22 protein-coding genes are annotated in these 25278 nt (G+C 44.4%); 17 read left to right on the top strand and 5 right to left on the bottom strand.

The features are described 5' to 3' along the window. The first annotated feature begins 117 nt into the window (after nt 1-117). The 5 genes from AC1MBV_RS04780 to AC1MBV_RS04760 all read left to right on the top strand — a co-directional run bounded on the left by AC1MBV_RS04780 (nt 118) and on the right by AC1MBV_RS04760 (nt 7619). Nucleotides 118-1773 carry a PucR family transcriptional regulator gene (locus AC1MBV_RS04780; RefSeq protein ID WP_480947660.1) on the top strand — a complete coding sequence of 552 codons (1656 nt, stop codon included), beginning with the start codon at nt 118-120 and terminating at the stop codon, nt 1771-1773. A 132-nt stretch (nt 1774-1905) separates the two neighbouring features. Continuing rightward, nucleotides 1906-3147 carry an allantoate deiminase gene (gene allC / locus AC1MBV_RS04775; RefSeq protein WP_480947659.1) on the top strand — a complete coding sequence of 414 codons (1242 nt, stop codon included), beginning with the start codon at nt 1906-1908 and terminating at the stop codon, nt 3145-3147. A gap of 29 nt (nt 3148-3176) precedes the next feature. Then, nucleotides 3177-4421, top strand: coding sequence for a pyridoxal-phosphate-dependent aminotransferase family protein (locus AC1MBV_RS04770; protein WP_480947658.1), 1245 nt, complete (start codon nt 3177-3179; stop codon nt 4419-4421). Between the two features lie 42 nt (nt 4422-4463). After that, on the top strand, nt 4464-5816 hold the full coding sequence (locus AC1MBV_RS04765; protein WP_480947657.1) for an allantoinase: 1353 nt from the start codon (nt 4464-4466) through the stop codon (nt 5814-5816). Between the two features lie 345 nt (nt 5817-6161). Continuing rightward, the gene (locus AC1MBV_RS04760) at nt 6162-7619 is read left to right on the top strand and encodes an NCS1 family nucleobase:cation symporter-1 (RefSeq protein ID WP_480947656.1); all 1458 of its coding nucleotides are present in this window, start codon (nt 6162-6164) and stop codon (nt 7617-7619) included. Nucleotides 7620-7708: 89 nt separating this feature from the next. Here AC1MBV_RS04760 and AC1MBV_RS04755 read toward each other — a convergent pair whose 3' ends face one another. Genes AC1MBV_RS04755 through AC1MBV_RS04740 form a run of 4 tightly spaced genes read right to left on the bottom strand, consistent with a single transcriptional unit; the run spans nt 7709 to nt 9105 of the window. Continuing rightward, entirely contained in the window at nt 7709-7963 is a 255-nt protein-coding gene (locus AC1MBV_RS04755) for a TfoX/Sxy family protein (protein ID WP_480947655.1), read from the bottom strand. Then, complete coding sequence (locus tag AC1MBV_RS04750; protein WP_480947654.1) at nt 7956-8207, bottom strand: zinc ribbon domain-containing protein; 252 nt, start codon at nt 8205-8207, stop codon at nt 7956-7958. Before AC1MBV_RS04750 ends, AC1MBV_RS04755 begins: the two co-directional genes overlap by 8 nt. Further along, nucleotides 8204-8518: a carboxymuconolactone decarboxylase family protein gene (locus AC1MBV_RS04745; RefSeq protein WP_480947653.1), complete on the bottom strand. Its 315-nt coding sequence runs from the start codon at nt 8516-8518 to the stop codon at nt 8204-8206. The genes AC1MBV_RS04750 and AC1MBV_RS04745 overlap by 4 nt, the downstream gene beginning before the upstream one ends. Further along, a complete protein-coding gene (locus tag AC1MBV_RS04740) occupies nt 8515-9105 on the bottom strand; it encodes a TetR/AcrR family transcriptional regulator (protein WP_255747547.1) in 591 nt (196 codons plus the stop codon). The genes AC1MBV_RS04745 and AC1MBV_RS04740 overlap by 4 nt, the downstream gene beginning before the upstream one ends. A gap of 231 nt (nt 9106-9336) precedes the next feature. Between AC1MBV_RS04740 and AC1MBV_RS04735 the strand changes: the two genes are divergently transcribed. From AC1MBV_RS04735 to AC1MBV_RS04725, 3 genes are all read left to right on the top strand, one after another. After that, the gene (locus AC1MBV_RS04735) at nt 9337-9756 is read left to right on the top strand and encodes a YjdF family protein (RefSeq protein WP_480947652.1); all 420 of its coding nucleotides are present in this window, start codon (nt 9337-9339) and stop codon (nt 9754-9756) included. 89 nt (nt 9757-9845) lie between these two features. After that, the gene (gene manA / locus AC1MBV_RS04730) at nt 9846-10802 is read left to right on the top strand and encodes a mannose-6-phosphate isomerase, class I (protein ID WP_480947651.1); all 957 of its coding nucleotides are present in this window, start codon (nt 9846-9848) and stop codon (nt 10800-10802) included. 9 nt (nt 10803-10811) lie between these two features. Continuing rightward, nucleotides 10812-11210 carry a hypothetical protein gene (locus tag AC1MBV_RS04725; RefSeq protein WP_480947650.1) on the top strand — a complete coding sequence of 133 codons (399 nt, stop codon included), beginning with the start codon at nt 10812-10814 and terminating at the stop codon, nt 11208-11210. Nucleotides 11211-11256: 46 nt separating this feature from the next. Here AC1MBV_RS04725 and AC1MBV_RS04720 read toward each other — a convergent pair whose 3' ends face one another. Then, a complete protein-coding gene (locus AC1MBV_RS04720) occupies nt 11257-12120 on the bottom strand; it encodes an NAD(P)-dependent oxidoreductase (protein WP_480947649.1) in 864 nt (287 codons plus the stop codon). 249 nt (nt 12121-12369) lie between these two features. Between AC1MBV_RS04720 and AC1MBV_RS04715 the strand changes: the two genes are divergently transcribed. The 9 genes from AC1MBV_RS04715 (at nt 12370) to AC1MBV_RS04675 (ending at nt 25184) form a co-directional block, all read left to right on the top strand. After that, nucleotides 12370-13272, top strand: a complete 903-nt coding sequence (locus AC1MBV_RS04715) for a peptidase U32 family protein (RefSeq protein ID WP_480948260.1) — start codon at nt 12370-12372, stop codon at nt 13270-13272. 44 nt (nt 13273-13316) lie between these two features. Continuing rightward, nucleotides 13317-14546, top strand: a complete 1230-nt coding sequence (locus AC1MBV_RS04710) for a peptidase U32 family protein (protein ID WP_480947648.1) — start codon at nt 13317-13319, stop codon at nt 14544-14546. Between the two features lie 258 nt (nt 14547-14804). Next, nucleotides 14805-15992, top strand: a complete 1188-nt coding sequence (locus AC1MBV_RS04705) for a glycosyltransferase family 4 protein (protein ID WP_255747537.1) — start codon at nt 14805-14807, stop codon at nt 15990-15992. Further along, a complete protein-coding gene (locus tag AC1MBV_RS04700; RefSeq protein WP_255747536.1) occupies nt 15973-17103 on the top strand; it encodes a glycosyltransferase in 1131 nt (376 codons plus the stop codon). The genes AC1MBV_RS04705 and AC1MBV_RS04700 overlap by 20 nt, the downstream gene beginning before the upstream one ends. 242 nt (nt 17104-17345) lie before the next feature. Next, nucleotides 17346-18668, top strand: coding sequence for an Nramp family divalent metal transporter (locus AC1MBV_RS04695; RefSeq protein WP_255747698.1), 1323 nt, complete (start codon nt 17346-17348; stop codon nt 18666-18668). Between the two features lie 208 nt (nt 18669-18876). Further along, nucleotides 18877-20061 (top strand): trans-sulfuration enzyme family protein, encoded by a 1185-nt coding sequence (locus AC1MBV_RS04690; protein WP_255747535.1) that lies wholly within the window; start codon nt 18877-18879, stop codon nt 20059-20061. An 865-nt stretch (nt 20062-20926) separates the two neighbouring features. Further along, nucleotides 20927-22159 (top strand): MFS transporter, encoded by a 1233-nt coding sequence (locus AC1MBV_RS04685; RefSeq protein ID WP_480948259.1) that lies wholly within the window; start codon nt 20927-20929, stop codon nt 22157-22159. A 249-nt stretch (nt 22160-22408) separates the two neighbouring features. Then, nucleotides 22409-24841, top strand: a complete 2433-nt coding sequence (gene cas3 / locus AC1MBV_RS04680) for a CRISPR-associated helicase Cas3' (protein WP_480947647.1) — start codon at nt 22409-22411, stop codon at nt 24839-24841. Between the two features lie 193 nt (nt 24842-25034). Beyond that, entirely contained in the window at nt 25035-25184 is a 150-nt protein-coding gene (locus tag AC1MBV_RS04675; protein ID WP_480947646.1) for a hypothetical protein, read from the top strand. The last annotated feature ends 94 nt before the right edge of the window (nt 25185-25278 follow it).

Here is a 25278-nt window from a genome sequence, read left to right as displayed (position 1 = left end):
GTGTAAATAAGGCGCGTTTTTTCTATAAGCAAATTGTTTTGGTAACCTTTTTTGATGTGTAATCGACAAAACATTCGAAAAATGGTTCAATGATGAGTAACAAGGATGTGGATTGGAGTGTTCATTTTGAAAGTGCGCGATATTTTTTCCGAACCCGTTTTCAGAGGATTTAAATGGATTGCAGGAGAAAAAGGCGGAGAAAGGGAAATTCGCAACATCAATATGATGGACGCGCCGGATATTATCGATTATCTGAAGCCGGACGACTGGCTCGTTACTTCCGGATACCATTTGCAGAATCATAATGATTTCTTCCTTGAGCTCGTCGACAAGATGGCATTGAAAGGCTGCGCCGCACTTGGCATCAAAACGGATCGATTCATGAATGGGATACCGAATGAAGTGATTGAACTTGCGGATCGGATTAACTTTCCTTTGATCTTTATTCCAAATCGCATCCCATTGGTTGATATCGTTAATCAAACATTGACCTCTATCCTTCATGCGCGCACGGAAGAACTGCAGCTCGCGATTGATACGCATCAGCAATTTTCCAATCATATTATGAATGGAGAGGGAGTTGAGCGCCTTTTGCTGGACTTGTCGAAAATAATCGGCTGCCCTGCCGCTCTTCTTGACTCGTTTTTCAAGCCAATTGCCGCTTCAAGTGATACGAGTGAAAAAGATAGTGCGGATCGTTTTCGCATACTCAGACAAGTCGGTTCATCCTTTGCACAAATGAAGGAACCTTATAATGCCTTTTGTGTTATGAAAACGCATCAGGAATTTACACTATTCCCTCTTTATACGTATAAAATGAAGCGTCATTTTTTAATTATAGAGGGATTCGTCCCACAGGAAGAACGAATCATGGTACTGACGATTGAGCAGGCGGCCAACGTTCTTGCCTTCGAACTCATGAAGGATGAGGCTTTAAGGCAGAGTGAACGAAAAATACGCGATGCCTACTTATCGAAGCTTGTCGCGGGCGAGTTTACATCTAAAGATGGGATCATTAATCGGGCACGAGAGTTTAACATGTCTGATGAACAGAAATTGATTGCGGTTGTTGGGAAGCTTGATCTTGACGACAGTCGAACAAGTTTTACGAAATTTAGAACGAAAACGAATGAAGTCAGCGAGTTTATTGAAGGGGAAATGGAAAATCTGCCTTTTCACGGCTATTTTTTCGTGAAAGACAGCTTTTGTATCTGTCTTCTTGATGTTGGGGAAGGGTGGACGAATGACTCGCGTCCATTGATTCCTTATCTTCAGCATGCTCAGGAGCGAGTGGAACAATACTTTTCCGAAACCTTATCATTCGGTGTCAGCAACATTTGCGTGGATCTCTCTGATTTGTCGCGTGCGTATCAATCCGCGGTCGATGCGCTGCAAGCAGGCCTACGTTCCGGACGTCGCAAATTTATCCAAATTTATCAATCTAAGGGTTTTTCCGATCTCTTACGTATGGTACCAATGGATGATTTAAACAAGCTGTATCGTGAAACGTTTCAAAGGCTTGCATTTCCGGAGAGGGAAGAGGATGAGGAACTGTTCCATACGCTGATTGTCTTTTTTGAGTCGAATTGCCAAATATCAGAGACTGCTAAAAAACTGTTTATTCATCGAAATACCGTTATCTATCGGATTGATAAATGTGAACAGTTACTTGGTAAGGACTTGAAGGATCCTGAGACAGGTTTTTTAATTCGCTTCGCGTTTCGCTTGAAGTCGCTTCTCGATGAAACAAATACAATGAATCATCCGCAATGATCCATTGTGCAGTTTAACTGAATTTAGATTAAAAAAACAGAAATTATGTCAATGGTTGCAATTTGAAATTTTGCTAAAATGAAGCTGTTCTATATATGTTATGTAACTTCACATAGAAAGAGGGCTCGTCGGATGGCTTTTCGAACCTCAGCGCCATTAAAGGAAGAGATCGCTGAACGAATCAACTGGTTAGGACAGATTGGACGAACCGAAAATGACGGCGTAACGCGCTTACTTTATAGCGAATCATGGATGGAAGCACAAAGTGCTATAAAGAAAAAAATGGAAGAAATGGGACTTTCCGCTCGCTTTGATGATGTCGGCAATGTCTTTGGAAGAGTAGAAGGAACAGAAGAACACGATCGCGTGATTCTTACAGGATCGCATAGTGATACAGTTGTTGACGGAGGAAAATATGACGGAGCCTTCGGTGTTCTTGCGGCGATGATTGCAGTCAGCAGACTGCAGAAGGAGTATGGGGCACCGAAAAAGACAATTGAGACGGTCGCCCTTTGCGAAGAAGAAGGCAGCCGCTTTCACTTAGCTTTTTGGGGCTCCGGATCAATCACCGGACGCTATCACTTGAACGATGCAAGTGCGGTGACGGACGGACAAGGCACAACTCTTGAAGATGCCATGCATCAAATGGGATTCGGTCAAGGAGCGTATCCCGCGGCAAGACGTGAAGATATTGCTTGCTTTTTGGAAACGCATATTGAGCAGGGGCAGATTTTGGAACACGAGCATCTGACATGGGCACCGGTCAGCCATATCGTTGGGATGAAACGCATGATCATTCGTCTGTCCGGAGAAAGCAATCATGCAGGGACAACACCCATGGCCGGTCGCCGGGATGCTCTCTACGCCGCATCTCAAATGATTTCTGATGTAGTTGGTCATGCGAAAGAACAGAACAACGGATTGGTTGCTACGGTTGGTCAGATAAGTATTCAGCCCAATGTCGGTAATGTCATTCCCGGTGCATGTACCTTTGCACTCGATGTCCGTCACCATGAATATGATGTTCTCCATGACTTCTGCACGAAAGAACTTGAGAATTTCCGGCTGATTGCAGAAAAAGAAGCGGTTACTCTTGATATTAAAACATGGCTTGATGATGCACCGGTGAAGATGGATCCGGCGATGACACAGCGCCATGTGGAACTTGCGCAGAAGGCAGGAATACCATTTAAAAAAATGGTCAGCGGTGCGGGTCATGATTCGCAAATCTTCGGCGTTTATTGCCCAACGGCGATGATGTTTGTGCCAAGTCATGATGGAATCAGTCATTCTCCTAAAGAGTTTACAAAAATAGAAGACTTGGCTACCGGTGTACGTATGCTGATGAAAATCTTGCACGAAATGGCTTATTAAATCATTTATTTGCGGAAAAGAGTGAAACTATGGAAACAACAATGGAACAACGAATGCTAAAAGTGCCTCCGCGTAAAATTATGACTCCCGGGCCGGTTGAGGTCGATCCACGTGTGCTACGTGCGATGTCCATGCCGATTCTTGGCCAGTTTGATCCAGCATTTACGCAGGTTATGAATGAAGTGATGGCTATGCTGCGCGAGGCTTTTCAAACAAAAAACCATTGGGCCTATCCGATTGATGGTACTTCGCGTGCCGGACTCGAGGCGGTCATTGCCAGTCTCATAGAACCGGGGGATCGTATGCTGGTCCCAATCTATGGTCGTTTTGGCGATCTGTTTGTTGAAATCGGCGAGCGTTACGGTGCGGAAATTCATACGATGACCTGCCCGTGGGGAACTGTTTTCGATCCACAGGATGTCATTGCGGAGATCGAGAAGGTTCAACCTAAAGTCGTAGCACTTGTTCACGGAGAAACGTCGACCGGACGCATGCAGCCTTTGTCTGAAATCGGTCATGCATGTCGCAAATTAAATACTCTGCTGGTCGTTGATAGTGTTGCGACATTTGGAGGTGCCGATGTTCGCGCTGATGAATGGTGCCTTGACGCGGTGATCGGCGGTGCGCAAAAATGTCTTTCAGTATCATCTGGAATCACGCCGATTACGTATAACGAACGTGTCGAACGCGTCATTTTGAGTAGGAAAAAAGTTGAACGGGGTATCGCGACTGAATCAGACAACAATTCGGCTGCTGTGATGCCGATTCGAAGTAATTACTTTGATTTAAGCCAGCTTCAGGATTATTGGAGTGAACGCAGGTTGAATCATCATACTGAAGCAACGTCGATGGACTATGCGCTGCACGAGGGGCTGCGGCTTGTTTTGGATGAAGGGCTGACTAAGCGTTTTGCTCGGCATAAGTTAAATGAAAAAGCGCTGATGGCAGGCATCGAAGCCATGGGACTTGATTTGTTCGGAGATCCGGAATGCAAAATGCCGACAGTGACTTGCGTGTCAGTTCCTGAAGGCGCGAATGCAGATGATGTGCGCGGCGTATTGTTGAACCAATTTGGTATTGAAATTGCCGGTTCATTTGGTTCGCTACAAGGGAAGATTTGGCGAATCGGTACAATGGGCTACGGCTGCCGAAAAGATAATGTACTCGCGGTTCTTGCGGGATTGGAAGCGTCACTGATTCGCTGCGGTGTCTCTGTCAATCGTGGCGAGGGCTTGCAGGCGGCGATGGATGTATATGATGAGGCGGCTGAATAAACAACGATTCGGATTGTTTTCATTTTAAGGGAGATGAAGGCTGTGCCTTACGACTTACTGATCAGAAACGGCAATGTTGTGCTGTCGAATGAAGTGAGAAGACTCGATATCGGTATTAACAACGGAAAAATCACAGCACTGGGTCAGGTATTGGATGGAGAAGCAAAACAAGTCGTCAATGCTGAAGGGATGACCGTTTTTCCTGGAATGATTGATGTTCATGTTCACTTTGATGAGCCAGGCCGAGAGAATTGGGAAGGCTTTGAAACCGGTTCGGCAATGCTTGCCGCCGGCGGCTGCACCACCTTTTTTGATATGCCGCTTAATGGTATTCCTTCAACAGTTACTAAAGAAGCATTTGTTGATAAAGTGGCTGTTGGTGAAGCAAAGTCACACATTGACTTTGGCCTTTGGGGCGGGCTTGTTCCGGAGAACCTGAATGACTTGGCTGATCTGGCCGATGCTGGCGCGATCGGGTTTAAAGCATTTTTATCTCCTTCAGGAAATCCCTATTTTCATTCTGTTGATGATGAATCACTCCTTGAAGGGATGAAGCGCATTGCAAAAACCGGATCCGTGCTCGCCCTTCACTCGGAAAGCGCCCCGCTCGTCACTTTTCTTCAAAAGGAAAAAGAAGCTAAAGGGTTAACGGGGTATGATGACTATGCAGAATCTCGCCCTGTCCAGGCGGAAACTGAGGCTGTTTCACGAGCCTTGACATTCGCTGAGGTGACCGGCTGTCCACTACATTTTGTTCATATCAGTACGGTTGAGGCCGTTGCATTAATTCAAGCCGCCAAAAAGAGAGGGCAGGACGTTACGCTTGAAACCTGCCCGCACTATTTGCTTTATAGTCATGAGGATTTTCGCAAGATCGGTGTTGTGGGGAAATGTGCACCTCCGCTTCGTTCGGAAGCTGAACGGAGTGGTTTGGTCAATCTTCTGATTCAAGGACAGATTGACCTGGTCTCCTCTGATCATTCGCCATGTGAATGGAAAGACAAGCAGACAGACAGCATATTTACCGCCTGGGGCGGCATTAGCGGCGGTCAGTTTTCGTTATTAAGCGCGATTGAGATTGCCTTGACTCATGATCTTCCGCTCACTAAAGTAGCAGACTGGACGGCGAAGCAACCAGCGGAGCGTTTTCGGCTCACAGCGCAAAAGGGAGAAATCCGCAAAGGCGCTGATGCGGACCTTGCGGTTGTAGCACTTGATAAGCCTGAACAGGTAACAACAGATAAGCTTTATCAAAAGAATAAATTCAGCCTGTACGAGGGCCATGTTTTCCCTTCGAGCATTCAGACAACGATTAATCGAGGGACAGTTGTCTACTCTAATGCGGATGGCATCAACGGCGCAGCGGCGGGAAAATGGATCCGTCCAGGAAAGTAATTGTAATATAGCCTCTATCTATAGTAATGGATTGACCGTGTATAAAGTGTACACGGTTTATTTGTGTCATAAAATATGACATATTTTATATATACATCTAGGAGAATAGTTAACTTAGTACAAAAAAGAATTACTTTTTTATATATTATAGCTAATGACAAACATAGAAATGCTCTTTAATATAATCTATGTAATATTATTTAACGTACTTTGTGAGTTGAAGAAACATTATTTTCTGCACGATTCATCAAAAGGGATTAGGATGTCCAAAAACAGATTGGCTGAAGTTGGGTAATTGATTTGCTTATTAATATCAAAATATTCTGGATGATGGAGGGTATGAGTATGGGTTCAAATGAAATTTTTAAAGGGACGATCACGGAACCGAGTTCACACTTGTATAACGAAGATTTGGCTCCCGCCAAAGAAAGACGCTGGACGACCTACAGCTTACTGTCGATGTGGATGTCCGATGTGCACAGTATCGGTACCTATACTTTTGCAGCCGGCTTATTTTTTCTTGGATTGACCGGTTGGGAAGTCCTTGTTGCAGAAATCATTGGCGCTTTTGCTGTCATGTATCTTGCCAATATGACCGGTGTTGCAGGAACCAAGCTTGGTGTGCCTTATCCGGTTCTGTCGCGCATTTCATTTGGCGTATTCGGCGGGAATGTGCCTGCATTGATTCGCGGATTCATCGCTATTTTTTGGTATGGAATTCAGACGTACCTTTCATCAGTTGCCGTTGTCGCGATTCTATTGCTTATCTTTCCGGACATGAAATCAATGATGGGCTACACATTCCTTGGACTTTCACTTCCCGGATGGATCGGTTTTCTCTTTCTTTGGTTGTTGCAGTTCGTTGTATTTAATTATGGAATGGAATTTATTCGTAAATTTGATAACTTCTGCGGTCCTGTTGTTTATCTGATGATGCTGATCTTAATCGTCTGGATCGCGATCAAGGCAGGCGGAAAAATAAACATCGGTGTCAGCCCTGTAAAGATTTCTTCAGGACAGGCAGTGATTCAATTTTTCAGTGCGATTTCACTTGTCATTGCCTATTTTTCAACAATCATTCTGAATGTCAGTGACTTTACTCGCTTTTCACCTTCAGTGAAGACAACGAAACGGGGGAATTTCTGGGGGCTGCCCGTTAACTTTACCGCTTTTTCACTGGCTTCTGTTGTTGTGACAGCCGGGACCATTACTGTATTTGGGAAAGCGATAACGGATCCGGTTCTCCTCATTCAGCGTGTGAGCAATCCGTTTTTCCTCGTTATCGGCGCAATCGTCTTTATCATTGCCACAATGGGTGTGAATATCGTTGCTAATCTTGTATCTCCTGCTTATGACTTTGCCAATCTTGCACCGAAACATATCAATTTTCGCCGCGGAGCGATGATTACTTCGATTCTCTCAATCGTTGTCATGCCGTGGCAAGTGTACAGCAATCCGGTTGCCGTCAACTATTTTCTCGGCGGACTTGGCGCTTTTCTCGGACCGATCTTCGCAATTATCATTGTTGATTACTATTTAATTAAGCGCGGTAAGATCAATGTGCAAGCATTGTATGAAGAGAAAAAGGGTGAATACTGGTATAAGAACGGGTACCATGTAAAAGCGTTCATCGCATTTATTGTAGGAATCATTATCACGGTTCCTCTGGCACTCATCCCTGTATTCTCAGCAGTTGCCGCATTCTCATGGCCGATCGGTGTGCTGATCACAGGAATCGTTTATGGTGCTATAATGCGGAGCGAACAGGTAGCCGCAAGCACTGAATTTTCCGGAGCGGAGTAAAGGTTTCCTAACTTTATAGATAAATAGATAGGACGAAAACATGAGTGAGCTGCTGCTTACTCATGTTTTTTTTCGAACATTCGTCCGTATTATTTATGATTTTCAAGAAAATTTTTCAACTCTTTTTTTCTTTCAGGGGACAACGCATGCCAGCGTATTCCTCGAACAGCGCCTTCAAGTGCATAGAACTTGCATAGACAAGCGGATGGATCATTTACCTTCATAGCTAGAAAGGCTTGTTCACTTCCCATAGCGCGTAATTCTTCCGCAGTGCGAATATGGATTCGATGTAATTCCTTAACAAGTACTGGTCCGAGGTTGGGGAGGCTGGGTAGCTCAGTCATGAGAATCGCTCTTTTTCCATGCAGGAAGCTTACGCATCATGAACGCTGCGGATTCTTGAGCGACATTGGCATTGAGCCCTTGGGTTCTTATGATGAACTGGGTCATAGATGCCAGTTTTTCATCATAGCTTTGCATGCTCCCATCTGGCCGTGCGCAATATTTGCAATAGTCTTTCGTTGTGTCGCCAAGTGGATAATCGTCAACATTTTTCATAGGCATACCGCATGCAATACATTGCTTCATTTTTCATCGACCTCCTTATCAAACACATGAAGCGCCGGTTCCAGACAGGTGGCGACGCCTTTAATTCCTGTTACGGTCAGCGTCATTAAAATTGCTTCTTTTAGTTCATCACGTGAAGCACCAAGATTTTTCACCATATGGGTATGGGCGGTAACAGCGGCAGCATCTCCTTGCGATGCTTTCATGGAGATATAGATGAGCTGTTTCGTCTTTGGATCAAGTCCTGTTGATGTTGATAGCGTTCTGATGAGCCCATTAAACGCTTGCGCGGCTTCAGGGGCTTCCTTCATAAAAAAATTCATCATATTCATTTACAATCCACCTCCAGTAGTTTTAAAAAATTTGCTATTAATTGGTTTTTATAAAGAGCAAGGACTGATCCTTGCGGTGCAAACAGCCTACGGTTCATCAGATAGTAATGAATGAGTCCGATCCATGTGTTGAATAGGAACGAAAAGGGGAGATCCTTTATTTTTTTCTCATTCTTCAATTGAGTCATGACTTGATCCAAATGATGGGCAATCACTGATTGAATACCAATCACTGTTTGTTGTGCTTCTTCCGGCAATTGCTGCAAGTCCATGATCAAATGGGTGTAAAGTGATTCACTTGCTTCAATCGCAGTTAGATGTGTTTGTAAAACGTCACTGAGACAATGTCCCGGTTCCGATGATTCATGGATTTGTGCCGTGAGTGCCGTTCCTAAATTGTCAATCACTGCCAGGATTAATTTTTCCTGTGATTGGAAATGAAGAAAGACAGTGCCATGAGCGACACCGGCTTCTTTGGCAATCATCTGTGTTGATGGACGTATAAAGCCATTGATTGCATAAACATGTTCGGCGGCCGTAAGAATTGCTGCGCGTGTCTGCTGTCTTTGTTGCTCTCGCTTATTCATTAAATGACTCCTCACTCACTGACTGTATAGTCATTATAATTCCGTGTCTTTAATTTCGCAAGTCATGTGTCAGCAAACGGCGTTGACAGCATTCTTTTGAAATGCTTCAATCATCTTTGAAATGAAAAAACACGATCCGGTTGGTAGTCCGGGTGTATCAATGATGATATCAGTATCCTTCCCTCCTCGGGATGTCCGTCATTTCATGAAACAACTGAGGAGGAGTTTTCTATGAAGTTAACCGTTTATTTTGATGGGCAGTATTGGATCGGTGTTGTTGAAGCAGAGAAAGAGGGACAGATGATTGTTGCGCGGCATGTGTTCGGACCGGAGCCTAGCAATCCTGATGTTTTATCTTTTGTTTGTTGTGGCTTGGATCAACTCATTGATCGAAGTCTGCCTGTTGCTCGAGAGAAGGAAGCTATTCATCGCCGTAAATGCATCAATGCGAAGCGATTAAGGCGCATGGTCAAAAAAGAATCCCGTAATTCAGGGATTGGTACAAAAGCGCAAAAAGCTTTGAAAGAAGCATTCGAACAAAAAAAGAAAATACACCGCTTGCGCAGTAAGGAAGAAAAAAAGATTTTAAAGCAGCAGGAGTATCAATTGAGAAAAAAGAAAGCCAAGCTGAGACATCGCGGAAAAATCTAATTTTCCGCTAAAATAAAGCGCCACCATTTTGCAACAAAAAGCATGGTATAATAGAAGCGGATTGAACAGAACGGGGGACGATTTCTATTATGGATAAAACACCGCTTTTTCTAGAGCCGGCGCTTCACGATAAGATCTGGGGCGGCACGCGGCTGCGCGACTTGTTCGGGTATAACATGCCGAGCGAAACAACTGGTGAATGCTGGGGGATTTCAGCGCACCCAAATGGCCCGGCTGTAATCAAAAACGGGACTCTTGCAGGTAAAACGCTTGCCGATGCATGGGCACAGCACAGGGAATTGTTCGACAACTATGCCGGAGATGACTTTCCCCTGCTGACCAAAATTCTTGACGCACGTACGGATCTTTCCGTGCAGGTTCATCCGGACGATGCCTATGCACAGGCTAAGGAGCATGTGCCATTCGGCAAGACGGAGTGCTGGTACATTATTGACTGTGATGCAGATTCAGAAATTGTATACGGACATACGGCCCAAACACGAGAGGACTTCCGCAAGGCCGTTGCCGAAAAAAAATGGGACAGCCTGCTGCGCCGGGTAAAGGTAAAACCAGGAGACTTTTTCTATGTGCCGAGCGGGACCATTCACGCGATCTGCGGCGGTTGCCTGATACTTGAGACTCAGCAAAGTTCAGATACAACCTATCGTGTCTATGACTATGATCGGCCCGGAGCGGACGGAAAACCACGTGAACTGCATATTCAGCAGTCCATTGATGTCGCAAATTGTCCGCATGTCGATCCCGAGCTGACCTATCATGTGCGTCAGGAAACGGAAGCAAAATTCACCGAATTACTGCGTGAGAGCCTGTTTACCGTCTCTCACTGGGAAGTGCGCGGCTGCACGGAACCGATCAAGAAGAACTGGCCGTTCCTGCTGATGAGTGTGCTTGACGGTGAAGGAAAGCTTCAAATTGACGATTCGAGCTATGATTTGAAAAAAGGCGACCATCTTGTAGTACCTGCATCTGTTGAAACGCTGCAGATCATCGGTCATGCAGACCTGATTGTGTCGAATCCAGTATAAATGAGCGGCATGAGAAAAAAGCCGGCGATCATGGTGATCGGTGCGAAGCAATCCGATCACACTGGATTTACTAAGCATAAGAAACAGTTGATTATCAGTCGTAAAATACAAGGAATCGCGACTGTTTTCTTACTTGAAAACAATGGCGATGAATTGAGAAAAAATGAGCTTTCGATCGTTAAACGGGGGATTGCTCGTTGCAACTTAATTCTGCTGCTTCAGAATGCAGCTGTTGGTGTCGCTCTGCAGGCGGCCGCAATTGCCAAAATACATGATGTGAACGTCTTGATTGATTCGGAACCGATGCTCACATTGACTGAAAAAATCAGACGTGCTACTGAACAGATTAGGCATATTGACCAGAAAAAACGTATGACCGCTAAAAAATGGCGAAAACGACATATATAAAATGGGAGCGAGGGGTTGTCCCCACGCTCCCATTTATACTCAGCAGTTATTTTTTCTTCAGAAAATCATAGATGGTCGCAAAATCGTACTCGCCTTTACCTTGCTGCTGGCATAATCCGTACATTGCCTTTAGAGTGTTCGATAGCGGAAGGGCAAAGCCATGCTTGTACGCTTCCTCGGAAGCAAGCTCCATATCTTTATAGATGCTGTTTACTTTGAAGTCCGCGTTCTCGAAGTCTTCGTTCATCATTTTGCTCTCCTTGAAATGAAGAATCGGCGCGGCAGTTGGACCCGCAAACAGTGATTTGATCACACCAGCTTTGTCCAGGCCAAGACTTTCACCGAAAGCAACCGCTTCGGAAAAAGCAGCGACAGTCTGTCCGAGCATCAGGTTATTGACCAATTTCATCGCTGTACCGGTTCCATTTGCTCCTTTATGATGAATTTCTTTTCCCATGATGTTGAGCAATGGACGTACCTTTTCTAGGTCTCCAGATTCACCGCCGACGAAGAAGATCAATTCGCCTTTTTCAGCAGGACCCGTTGAACCTGCGACCGGAGCATCCAAAAAGTGAATGCCTTCATGTTTTGCGGCATCAGCTAATTTTACCGATTGAGTCGGGCTGATCGTACTGCTGTCTACCCAAAGTGCGTCTTGTTTCATACCGGCAAGCAGTCCATTGTCGCCGTAAGCGACTGCATCTACCGCCTGAGGGTTGGCGAGCATGGTAAATACGATGTCAGCTTGTGAACCGACCTCCTTTGGTGAACCTGCCAGCAGCGCACCTTTTTTAATCAGTGGTTCGGTTTTCGACTTGGTGCGGTTGTAAACGATCAGTTCATGTCCTGCGTCAAGCAGACGTCTAGCCATGCGGCTGCCCATAATACCGATTCCAATAAATCCAATCATCTATCATCTCTCCTTGCTTGCGGCTGTTTTGTTTCTCAACACCGCTTTTCATCAAAATAAGGAAGTACGAAGATTTCGTACCTGCTTCAGCCAAGTTTTCGTCAATAGGCTCATTCGATTGAGTCACTACTGTCAGAATAGCACAAAAATCCGCGAATACACATTGACTTGCTTAGAATGCTGGTTGACCTAAAAACGATCATGATATAATGAAAAGCATAAATGTTTGTATACGGAGGTTTTCATTTGATTGAAATTATTGCTACTGCAGAATCATTGGAGCAGGCTGAAGCACTAATCGACGCCGGGGCGGACAGGCTCTATGTTGGCGGTCATCCATTCGGTCTGCGCCTGCCAAAGCCGCTCAGTTTAGAAAGTATTGGTCGGATTTCCGACTTGGTGCATCGCCGCGGGAAAAAAATAACGGTTGCCTGCAACGCACTGATGCATAACGAACAGATCAGTGCATTGGCTCCGTACTTGTCTCAACTTGGAAAATTTGGTGTGGATACTGTTTCAATTGGAGATCCTGGTGCAATTTTTGTCTTGAGGGAATTGGGACTCCCGTTGAATTTTATTTATGATGCCGGCACATTGGTTACCTCGGCGGAACAGGTTGCTTTTTGGATCAGTCAAGGTGCCTCAGGCGCAGTTGCTGCACGCGAATTGACTCTAACAGAATTAATTGAGATGCAGCAAAAGTTGGATCAGCCCATCGAGGTTCAGGTATACGGACCAACATGTATCCATCAATCCGGACGCCCGCTACTGAAAAATTATTTTAAGTACACCGGCGGGGCTGAGAAGAACGATCAGACACTGTACCTGCGCGATCCAAAAAATCCGGATAGTCAATATCCTATTTTTGAAGATACGGACGGGACTCATATTTTTTCAACGGATGATCTATCACTGATGGGACAGCTGAAATTAATGCATGAGAACGGCTTGAATACATGGAAGCTTGACGGCGTACTGCTTCATGGCGAACGCTTTGTTCAAATTGTGTCGCTTTTTGCTGAAGCAAGGCAAGCACTTGAATCCGGAGCGTTCGTACCGGAGAGCTTTTGCAACCGTTTAGTCAAGCTGCAGCCGGCACATCGGCCGCTCGGTACCGGTTTTTACTTGAAAAATCCTGAAGATGTTCATTAATAGAACAGCCTCTTAGACTATTGCAAGCAAGAAGGAGAACAATGATGAAAAAGATTGAGAAGAAACCTGAAGTGCTTGCTCCGGCAGGCAATTTAGAGAAACTGAAAATGGCCATCCGTTACGGTGCGGATGCAGTCTACATCGGCGGTCAGGCATTCGGGCTGCGTTCGCGTGCAGGCAACTTTTCCTATGAAGAGATGTCTGAAGGTGTAGCTTTCGCTCACGAACACGGCGCAAAGGTTTTTGTCGCGGCAAACATGGTGACGCATGAAGGCGACAGTAATGGAGCGGACGAATTCTTTAAGACGCTGCAATCCATTGGCGTGGATGCGGTGATCATTTCGGATCCGGCGTTGATTGTCGTCTGCTTTAACGCCGCACCGGGACTGCCAATCCATTTGTCGACGCAAGCCTCGGCGACGAATTACAAGACACTTGAGTTCTGGAAAAGCATCGGACTCGAGCGCGTGGTGCTTGCAAGAGAAGTAGGTATTGAGGAAATCCGCGAAATGCGCCGCCATACAGATATCGAGATTGAAGCCTTCATTCATGGCGCGATGTGCATTGCTTATTCAGGACGCTGCACGCTCTCCAATCACATGGTGAATCGTGACGCGAATCGCGGCGGCTGCGCTCAGTCCTGCCGTTGGAAATACGATCTGTTCGACATGGACAACGGTGAGCCGAACAGTCATCTGCGCGATGATGAGCCGTTTTCGATGAGTGCGGTCGATTTGTCAATGCTTCATCATCTGCCTGATATGATTGATGCAGGTGTTAACAGCTTGAAAATTGAAGGCCGAATGAAATCGATCCATTATGTATCAACGGTTTCCAATGTGTATCGCAATGCGGTCGACGCTTACTGCAGCGATCCGGTACATTTTGTCTTTGATCCGGCATGGGATGATGAGATTTGGAAGGTCGCTCAGCGCGATCTGTCGACCGGTTTTTATTATGGTGTGCCGACCGAAAAGGAACAGCTCTTCGGCAAAGCGCGTAAAATACCGAAATACACTTTCGCAGCTCAAGTTTTAGATTACGATCCGGATACAAAGATCGCGACGCTGGAACAGCGCAATAATTTCGGTGTCGGCGAGGAAGTTGAATTTTACGGACCGGGATTTGCGCATTTCAAACAGACAGTGCGTGATCTGTGGAACGAGGACGGCGAACCGATTGACCGTGCTCCCAATCCGATGATGACCGTAACGATGACTGTCGACGCGCCGGTCGAACCTTACTTTTTGATGCGAAAAAAATCAGATGCATAAACTTATTAATCCTTTGCCTGTGCCAAATAGGTGAAGGATTTTTTATTTAAAATCCGTTTAAAAAATAATAATTTCAATTGATCCGCCTACCTTAGCGTCCATGTGGCCGCCTATGGGATGAGTGATGTCGGACATGCACACCTTGAATTTTCCGAAAAAAAAGACTACACTATTGTTAGCAGTCATTCAATGTGAGTGCTAATCTACCTTTCCTGTATCACCAATGAAGTTCAATTTAAAAGGAGCGCGGTTTTCGATATGAGTGAACAGGTAGCTTATGTAAGTACGTATCTTCCCCAGAAGTGCGGTATTGCCACATACACGTATCATTTGAGACAGAATGTGCAGAAGGCGAAGCGCAAGTCCTTGGCCGACCCGGTTGTCGTTATTAAGGATAAGGACACATCGTATCCCAATGATTCATTCTTCAAATGGTCCATTGAAAGAGAAAACAGATCGGATTATCTTAGGGTAGCTAAGGAAATCAATAAGAGTTCGGTGTCCGTCGTCTCACTTCAACATGAGTTCGGTATCTTCGGAGGCAATGCTGGCGATTATATCCTTGATTTTGTTCGTGCGCTGAAGAAGCCGCTCGTTACAACATTTCACACGGTCTTCAAGAAGCCCGAGGAGCCTTATGCATCAATCCAGCGCGAGCTTGCTGAACGCAGTGACAAAATCGTCGTAATGAACCATAAAGCCATTTCCTATTTAAAAGACAGCTTTCACATTAATAAAGATAAAATTGAATTTATTTCCCACGGCACACCGATTGCGGATATGAAAAAGCGCGCAGACTTTCGGAATAAGATCGGCTGGCAGGATCGCAAGGTAATCATGACCTTCGGATTTCTGAGTAGAAATAAGGGCATTGAAGCGGTCATTCGCGCACTTCCCAAAGTCGTTAAAAAAGTGCCGAATGCGCTTTACGTCATTATCGGGCAGACACATCCGAACGTGAAAAAGCTGGAAGGAGAATCTTATCGTGAGGAATTGAAGACCTTAATCCGTCAGCATCATCTGGAAAATCATGTACAAATGATTGACGAATTCATGACGGAGCAGGATCTTGTCCGCTATATCACCTCATGCGACTTATACATTACTCCTTACCCGGGACTTGATCAGATCACGAGCGGTACTTTGGCCTATGCGATCGGCTTAGGCAGGCCGGTATTGTCAACACCGTATCAATACGCGCAGGATCTGCTCAAGGGCTGTGAAGAATTATTTGTTGCGTATGATGATCAGGCCGGATGGGTCGAAAAGATGAATGCGCTACTTTCAAATGAGACGCTGCTTGCCGCTTATCAACGGAAAATGGCACATATCGGATTGCCGATGAGTTGGCCGCAAGTCGGGAAAAAATACAATAAAGTATTTTCGGAAGCAGTATTGAACCAACCGTCAATCGGGGTGGAATCGATTGCCAAGACTCAAGATTAAAATGACGCATCTGGAACGGATGACCGATGATACAGGTCTGGTCGAGCATGCGCTCGGAAACATTCCGCGTCGCAGCGAGGGCTACTCAACAGACGATAATGCCCGCGCACTGTGGCTCGTCTCGGAATGGCAGAAGCTTATTGCCGGAGATCCATTGAAAGGCATGGAAAGCCTGCAGCTGCGTCGGTTGTCTTCGGTTTACCTGTCCTTTCTTGAATACGCGCAGCAAGCGGATGGTCATTTTCATAATAATTACGCCTATGATCGAACATTGGAAGAAGAACAGCCCTCGGAAGACTGCCTCGGACGATCGCTTTGGGCTTGCGCGGTTGCCTGCTTGGATCTTCCGAATCCGGACAGTCGCTGGGCAGCAGCTGCACTGTTTCAAAAGGCCTTTCCATTGGTCAAAAAGTTAAACTTTCCGCGCGGAACGGCCTATGCACTTTCGGCAGCAAGCTTGCTCAACATGCGCTGCGGTGAACTGAGCTGGACGCCTGAATTTCAAAATTTTGTTCGCGAAGAAACACCGGAATGTATTGAGAACCTGGAAGCAAAGCTGCTTGCTCTGTTTGAGCGTAACTCAGATACGAGCTGGCGCTGGTTTGAACCGGTAATGACCTACGGAAACGGAGTGTTGCCCTGGGCACTTTTCCATTCGTTCAGCGTCAGTGGAAACAGTGACACGTTGCTCATTGCGGAAGAATCGCTTGATTTTCTTATAAACAAAATGACGCGTGAGGACGGTTTGGTTCATCCAATTGGCAATCATGGGTGGTGCACGCGAGAATGCGCCAGCCAGTGGGATCAGCAGCCGCTTGAAGTGATGAAATTGGCGCTTGCCGCAGAACAAGCCGTCTCTGCTCTCAGTACTCCGGAGAAGTATCTCAGAGTCCTAGAAAATTGCCGCAACTGGTTCCATGGCGCAAATGACCTGCATGTGCCGGTTGCAGATGCTGCAGAAGGCGGCGGCCGCGACGGCTTGGAGGAAAAGGGCATCAACCGAAACCAAGGTGCCGAGTCAACGATTGCTTATTTGATGACCGAGCTGATTTATTGGCGAACCTTAAAAGAAAGCAAAGGCGCAGAGGAGCAGCGTGGCTATTCTCTGTAAAAAATCTACAATCTTATTTAAAAAGTGATGTGCCGGACCAATGGGTCACGGGCATTATTTTTTTACTTTTTTTTGCTAAATAAATATTATTTCAAAAAAGGACGGGCAAAAAAACAAAAAAGACCAAATTTCATGTTGACAAAAATGTTTCCTTAATGCAAAATAATGATGCAGACGAAACAAAGGAGCTGAAGAAAATGGAGGATGCAATCGATTTACATCGGCGCAGGAAAAAACATGTGATGCATTACTCAGACGGAGCGAGCTTGGAAGAAATCAATAACACGGTCGCGCTGCCTAAGAAAGCGGGCTTTTGGAAAATGCTGGCCGCTTATAGTGGACCGGGGGCTCTGGTTGCCGTCGGCTACATGGATCCTGGCAACTGGATCACGTCGATACAAGGCGGTTCGCAATATGCGTATACACTCCTGTCGGTGATTTTGATCTCGAATTTAATTGCGATGCTGCTGCAAAGTATGTCGGCACGATTAGGAATTGTCACAGGTATGGATCTTGCTCAAGCCACGCGAAAGGCTACAAATAAGCCGGTTTCCATCGTGTTGTGGATCATGACCGAGCTTGCCATTATGGCGACCGATATAGCAGAAGTCATCGGCGGTGCCGTCGCACTTGAACTTTTATTTAAACTTCCGCTTCTTGTCGGCGTCCTCATTACGACGCTTGATGTACTCCTGTTGCTTACCTTGACGAAAGTCGGGTTTAGAAAAATTGAAGCCATCGTTGCTACGTTAATCGCTACGATTCTTGTTGTTTTCCTTTATGAAGTGATGCTTTCTAATCCGTCCGCCGGGCAGATTTTTGCTGGTTATGTGCCTAGCCCGGCGATTGCGTCAGATAAAGGTGCCCTTTTACTCGCACTCGGTATTGTGGGAGCAACGGTTATGCCGCATAACCTGTACCTGCATTCATCGATTGTTCAAGCGCGCCAGTTTGAACGCAATGATAAAGGAAAGAAACAAGCGATCCGATTCGCGACGATTGACTCCAATGTCAGTTTGTCGGTAGCATTTGTCATTAACAGTCTGCTCCTTATCCTTGGAGCTTCAATGTTTTACGGGCATGCCAGTAATCTCGGACGTTTTACTGATCTCTACAATGCGCTCGGCAATTCGCAGATTGTCGGCGTGATCGCAAGTCCGGTACTCAGCACACTTTTTGCCATCGCCTTACTCGCCTCCGGACAGAATTCCACAATAACCGGAACACTATCCGGGCAGATTGTCATGGAAGGCTTCATCCGCATGAAAGTCCCAATGTGGCTGCGTCGAATCATCACTCGTCTGATCGCAGTTGTACCGGTGATCATCTGTGTCATTCTGTACGGAGGACGAGAGGAAGCGGTCGAGCAACTGCTCCTTTATACTCAAGTTTTTCTCAGTATTCAACTTCCATTCGCTATTATTCCCTTAACGATTTTTACCAGCAGTAAAAAAATGATGGGCAGGTTTGCCAATCCTACTTGGATTAAATATCTGGCATGGGTGATTACCGTGATTCTAACCTGTTTAAACATATTCCTGATTTACGGCACATTCAGCGGCTGATCAAAAATTACTATACTATAGAAGAAAAAGTAAAGATGCGAGTCTGCTTATGCAAGGAGGCTCGCATTTTTTGTGTGAAAAATCATTAATCATAGTTGAATACTGTGACTAATGATTGACTTCTTTACTGACGACTTATACGATGGAATTATTAACAAAGCGACCGCGATTCCTAAGCAAGGTCGGGGGAGAGAAAAGGGGATAAGGTATGGCTGATTATAGCAAGTCCGATTTTATCACACGCTGCATTCATGTTGGTAATGATATCGATAGCGAGACGGGAGCTATTCGCAGACCAATTACAATGGCAAACAGTTACCGGCTGCCGGATGATGCGTCGACACTCAATTGGAGCGACCCGAACAATTTGATCTACACGCGAACCACTTCCGCAAATCAGATATACTTGCAGGAACGCCTTGCCTCACTTGAAGGCGGTGAGGATTGTGTGGTACTCGCGACGGGAGTTGCGGCACTTGCAGGCGTCTTTTTCAGCTTTATCGACAAGGACGCACATGTGATTTGCACCGATGTCTCGTACATAGCGGTCTATCGTCTGCTCCATGAATATTTTCCAGATAAATATGGTATTGAAGTCTCGCTTGTAGATACTTCGGATCCCGAAGCAGTGCGGCAAGCAATTCGTCCGAACACGAGACTGATTCATTTGGAAACGCCGGGAAACCCGACGACTCGTGTCAGTGATATCGCTGAAATCGCAAAAATCGCTCATGAAGCTGGTGCGTTGGTTTCCGTCGACAGTACGTTTGCCTCACCGTATATTCAGCGGCCGCTCGAACTGGGTGCGGATCTTGTCATTCATAGCCTCACCAAATACATTAATGGTCACGGTGATGCGATGGGCGGAGCGGTGATTGGAAAAAAAGAATTGATTGATAAAATTAAACGTGAAGCAATGGTCAATATCGGCGGAGCGATCAGCCCGTTCAATGCATGGCTAATAACACGCGGTGTCGTAACACTGCCGTTGCGTATGAAACAGCATAGTGAGACTGCACTTAAAATTGCTGAATTTTTGGAAAACCATCCCGAGGTGACGTTTGTTGCTTATCCCGGACTCAAGAGCCATCCGCAGCATGCAATTGCTAAGAAGCAGATGCACGGATTATACTCCGGTGTACTCTCTTTCGGTATTAACGGCGATGTTGCGCGTCACAATGATTTTGTGAATTCACTCAAGCTGATCATATCCGCAGTCTCGATTGGACACGATGAAAGCTTGATCGTGTATACTGGTCCTGATGATGAGCGCATCCATTTTTATCCCGAAGAATTCCGTGAACACGGATTTTTGCGGTTCAGCGTCGGACTTGAGAGTGCCAATGATCTTATTGCCGATTTAACACAGGCATTTGAAAAAGTAGGGTTGTAATGTAATAGGTTTAATTTTGCGGGGAGTCCATTAATGGATTCCTTTTTTAAAAGCAAAAAAAGTATATGATTTTTACCAAAGTAAAGGGCTGCGAACCAAACGCATAGGTGCGAGACTCCTGCGGAGCGGCTCTGTTGATCGCAGGCTAGGGGGAGACCCCGCAGACATCAGTTTGCTTAAGGAGGCTTCCAGACTGCCCGCGGCCGTGCCTAGTTGATCGCGAGCAACCGGAGCGTAATCAAACCGGTATCGTAAAAGGATCTTTCGCTAAGTACGCATACGTCCTGTATGCAACGCAAAAGCCACCACTTCCTGCGGAAGTAAGAACCAGGCGTTTTTTTGCCTGGTTTTTCTAATTAGGGAATGTCAATCCTCAAGAATACAGGAAAACGAGGCGATCTTAGAGGCGCTCTGATTCATCCTGGCTGCGGAGAAAAGCCTTCATTAGTAACTTTAATGTTGAAGAAAATTTCAATAGAACGATAAGAATATGAAAAAAAATTGAAGATTTTAATCAAAATGGATGAATAATGATGATTTGTATGTTATTGTAATGATAACAAAAAAGAATGATTATTGAACCGATAATGCTGTGCAGAAGAGGACATCGTTTTGGGTGGAATTTGTGCGTCTAGAATCTTTTGAGCGTATGGTTTCCCTTGAATAGGACGAGTCGTGTAAAATAGTTAATAGAGTTAACTTTATGACAGCGAAAATCTATTTCTTCATCATGCATGATTAATAGATAAAGATCGGTTGAATGTTCATGTTTAAAGGAGATGTTCATGTGGCTGAAGTAAAGCATGTGGAACGCGCAGAATCGCGCCGTATTGCAGGAAACATTTTAAAAGGATCATTAGGTAACATGATTGAATGGTACGATTGGTACGTGTACGCTGCCTTTGCGGTGTATTTCTCGACCGACTTTTTCCCTTCAGGAGATACAACATCACAGCTGCTGAACACAGCCGCTATTTTCGCCATCGGCTTTCTGATGCGGCCGATCGGTAGCTTAATCATGGGCCGTTATGCGGACCGTCATGGCCGCCGCGCCGCGCTCACCCTGTCAATTACAATTATGGCCGGCGGATCGCTGGTGATCGCTGTCACACCGAACTTCCAGACAATTGGTGTTTTTGCACCGATTATTCTTGTCTTAGCTCGACTTTTTCAAGGGCTGTCGCTTGGCGGTGAGTATGGAACCTCAGCGACTTATCTTTCCGAAATGGCGAATAAAGGCCGCCGTGGTTTCTATTCCAGTTTCCAATATGTTACCTTGGTTGGCGGTCAATTGGTCGCGCTTGGTGTTCAAATTGTGCTTCAATTACTGCTGAACGAGGATCAGCTCAAATTATGGGGCTGGCGCATTCCGTTTGTGATTGGAGCGCTTGGTGCACTTGCTGTACTGTGGCTCCGACTGTCGATGGATGAATCCGATCAGTTTAAGAAAATGTCAGGCAAGTCGAAAAAGAATGCCGGAACAATCAAAGCACTGATGAAATATCCGCGTGCAGTTCTGACTGTTGTCGGACTGACACTTGGTGGTACAGTCGCTTTTTACACCTACACAACGTATTTGCAGAAATTCATGATCAACTCAGTCGGATTGGATAAGGAAGTTGTCAGCATCATCAATTTTGTCGCACTGCTCATCTTCTTAATCCTGCAGCCGCTTGCTGGCATGTTGTCCGATCATATCGGCCGCCGTCCGCTGCTGTTCTTCTTCGGTATCTCAGGGACTGTGCTGACCGTTCCACTGTTCCTACTCATGCAATCATCGCACAACGTGATTGCCGCGTTTCTGTTGATGATGCTCGGCTTGGTCATCGTCACCGGCTATACCTCGATCAATGCGATCGTTAAAGCCGAACTGTTTCCAACCGAAATTCGTGCACTCGGCGTCGGCCTTCCCTATGGCCTGACAGTCGCCATCTTTGGCGGCACCGCCGAATTCGTTGCCCTGTGGTTCAAAAGCATTGGCATTGAAACCATGTTCTTCTTCTACGTCGCCATCTGCATCTTCGTCAGCCTGATCGTGTATTGGCGCATGCAAGAATCATCGAAGAACTCATATATCGAGGCAGAGTTGGAAGAATAATTCAAGTTTGAATTAATATAGAAGAATGATCGAATAAATTAGTGATAAACGAATAAAAATGATATGCAACAAAGCTGACCCCTGTCATTGGCAAAAGCCAAAGGCAGGGGTTTAAAAATAATCACATTTAAATGAACAAAAAGTACTATTTTAGCAGGATTTATAATTTGTTTCTTGAATTAATAATATATTCGAGCTTTGCAAACATTAATTGACATTTAACGACTCAATTCATAGAAGGTGGTACCGATGAGTTCATACATAGCTCATTATCGAGAAAACGACCATAAGCCCCAGACGGTAAGAGAACATTTATTAGCGGTAAAAAGCTTGGCTGAGAAATACGGAAGTGAAGTGGGCGTGTGTCATATTTCTGGATTATCCGGTGTTCTTCATGATCTTGGAAAATACACAAGTGAGTTTCAGAATTATCTATATCGAGCAGTATTCACCCCTGAAAATGCTCCTAAACGTGGATCGGTTGACCATGCTACTGCCGGTGGTAAATACCTCTTTGAACTGCTACACTCTGATCATAATCGTAAACCATTCAAATACATACTTTCTGAAATTGTTGGCAACTCAATTATTTCACATCACTCATACCTCCATGACTTTTTTAGTCCCGACGCGGAGGCTCCCTTTTATAAACGTGTTTCAAAATGTGAAAATGAACTGCCCGAGTATGAAAATGCAGTCCATCGATTTCATTCAGAAGTAATGTCGAAGGATGAATTGATGAACTATATTGATGATGCGGAAAAAGAACTAAAAGCTTTTTTTCAAAGCAATCCCGGCAATCCTATCGAAAAAGCAAATTTTTTGACACGATTTATTTACAGCTGTCTCATTGATGCAGATCGAACGGATACACGATTATTTGAAGAAAATGACCCACTTCGACAGGTAGAAGTAGCGAAGCTTTTTGAAAATTATGATCAGCGATTAAAAGATAAGCTCAATTCATTTAATTTAAACGAGAATGCACACACACCGATTAATCAACTAAGAAGCGAAATGTCTGAGCAATGTGAAATGTTTGCCCAAGAGCCCTCTGGCATTTACACTTTATCAATTCCAACTGGTGGTGGAAAAACTCTTGCCAGTATGCGCTATGCTTTGGCACATGCTTTGCGTTATAATCGAAAACAAATTATTTATATTGTTCCGTATACGACGATAATCGAACAAAATGCAAAGGTCATTCGCTCAATTTTAAGGGATGATCAAAATATACTTGAGCATCATTCAAATGTGATTGAAACGCCTGAGGAAGTACAGGATGTGGATGAAGGGGGAATGACTGTTCAAGAGAGACTAAGACTTGCTAAGGATAACTGGGATTGCCCAATTATTTTATCAACAATGGTTCAATTTCTTAATATCTTTTATAGATATGGGTCACGGAATATCAGACGCCTTCATCATTTAACCAACAGTGTCATTATTTTTGACGAAATTCAAAAAGTTCCTGTTCACTGTATTTCACTATTTAACCAAGCAGTAAATTTTTTAAAAACATTTGGTCAATCAAGTATTTTACTCTGCACGGCCACGCAGCCGGCACTTAATTATGTCCGGCATGCTTTAGATATAAATTCTCATTCAGAACTTATTCAAAACTTAGATCATGTGTCCGATGCTTTCAAACGCGTGAGAATCATTGATCGTTCCTATCAAGAATCTTTCAATACAGATAAACTTGCTGTCTTCATTGATGAACAACTTGATCATGTAAATAATGTTCTTGTCATACTCAATACAAAATCGGTTGTGCGCAAGCTCTATCAATATATGAAAGAGTTGGAACTCCCAGTTAATATCTTTCATCTTAGTACGTCAATGTGTGCGAAACATCGTGAAGTCATACTTGATCGGGTGAAAAATTGTCTAAAACACAAGGTGAAAATGGTGTGTATCAGCACTCAATTGATTGAAGCGGGTGTTGACGTCAGCTTTGAGTGCGTCATCAGATCATTAGCCGGACTTGATTCAATTGCTCAAGCTGCAGGACGTTGTAATCGAAATGGCGAATGTCCAGCTGGTCGCAAGGTTTTTATCATTGATCATGAGGAAGAAAGACTGGCAAATCTATTTGAAATCAATAGAGGAAAATCAATATCTAAAATGATTCTTAAAGAATTCCATGGAAATCCAAAGCGATTTCAAAATGATATTCTTTCACGGACGGCAATGGATTGGTATTTTAAAAATTACTTTAATGAGCTTGAAGGTAAATTGGATTTTAACATGCGTCATTATAAAGGAACACTCATCTCTCTTTTAAATACTGATCGTAGGCACAGTGTGTATGTAAAAAGTTATAAAGAAAAGAACGGTTCTGTTCCACCACTTTTTCTACCGAGCAGTCTGAAAACAGCCGCTAAAGAATTCTATGTTATCAATGAAACAACCAGTGTTATCGTTCCTTATGGTGATGGAATAGAAATTATTGCTGATCTAAACAGTGCGACTACGATTGAGGACTTCAGTCAATTTTTCAAAAATGCACAGCATTTCTCAATCAACATATATGAACAAATTAAAACAAGGCTGGAAAAAGAGAATCTTCTGATTCCATATTTAGAAGGACAAGTATTTGTATTAAGAGAAACGGCATATAGCGATGAATTTGGATTGGATTTAGCGGGAGATAGTGATTTAGATCCGTATGTATTTTAAAAAAAGCCCATATAAGGGCACTTAAGTAATTATTACTTAATCCATTTCAATCCACGCATTTTCTGCGACAAATGTATTTTATCCAAAAATAATAAAAATAAGCATGATAATACAGTAATTTAATTATTACTTAATCCGAAAGAATAAAAATTACTTGAATGAACAAAATAAAAAATACTAAGGAGTGATTATTGTGGAAAACAAAGAACTGTATGTAAATGTCAAAGAGATTTTTCAATTGAGAGGGAAGCAATTTCGCTCTGAAGATGATTTGATGTATGTTCAGCAAATTGATATAAAACGGTTCTCTGAAAAAACAATACGTTTTTTAGACTGTAAATAAAATCTCTGTCTGATTTATTATATCGTAACAATAATTCAGACTGACAAAAAGAGGGCGGGAAAATGGATGGCAAGAAATATCCATAATATTCATT

It is taken from the genome of Sporolactobacillus sp. PKPK-6, from assembly GCF_056678885.1.
Note: the sequence above shows the minus strand (reverse complement) of the source record. Positions and strands in the feature narration are given on the sequence as shown.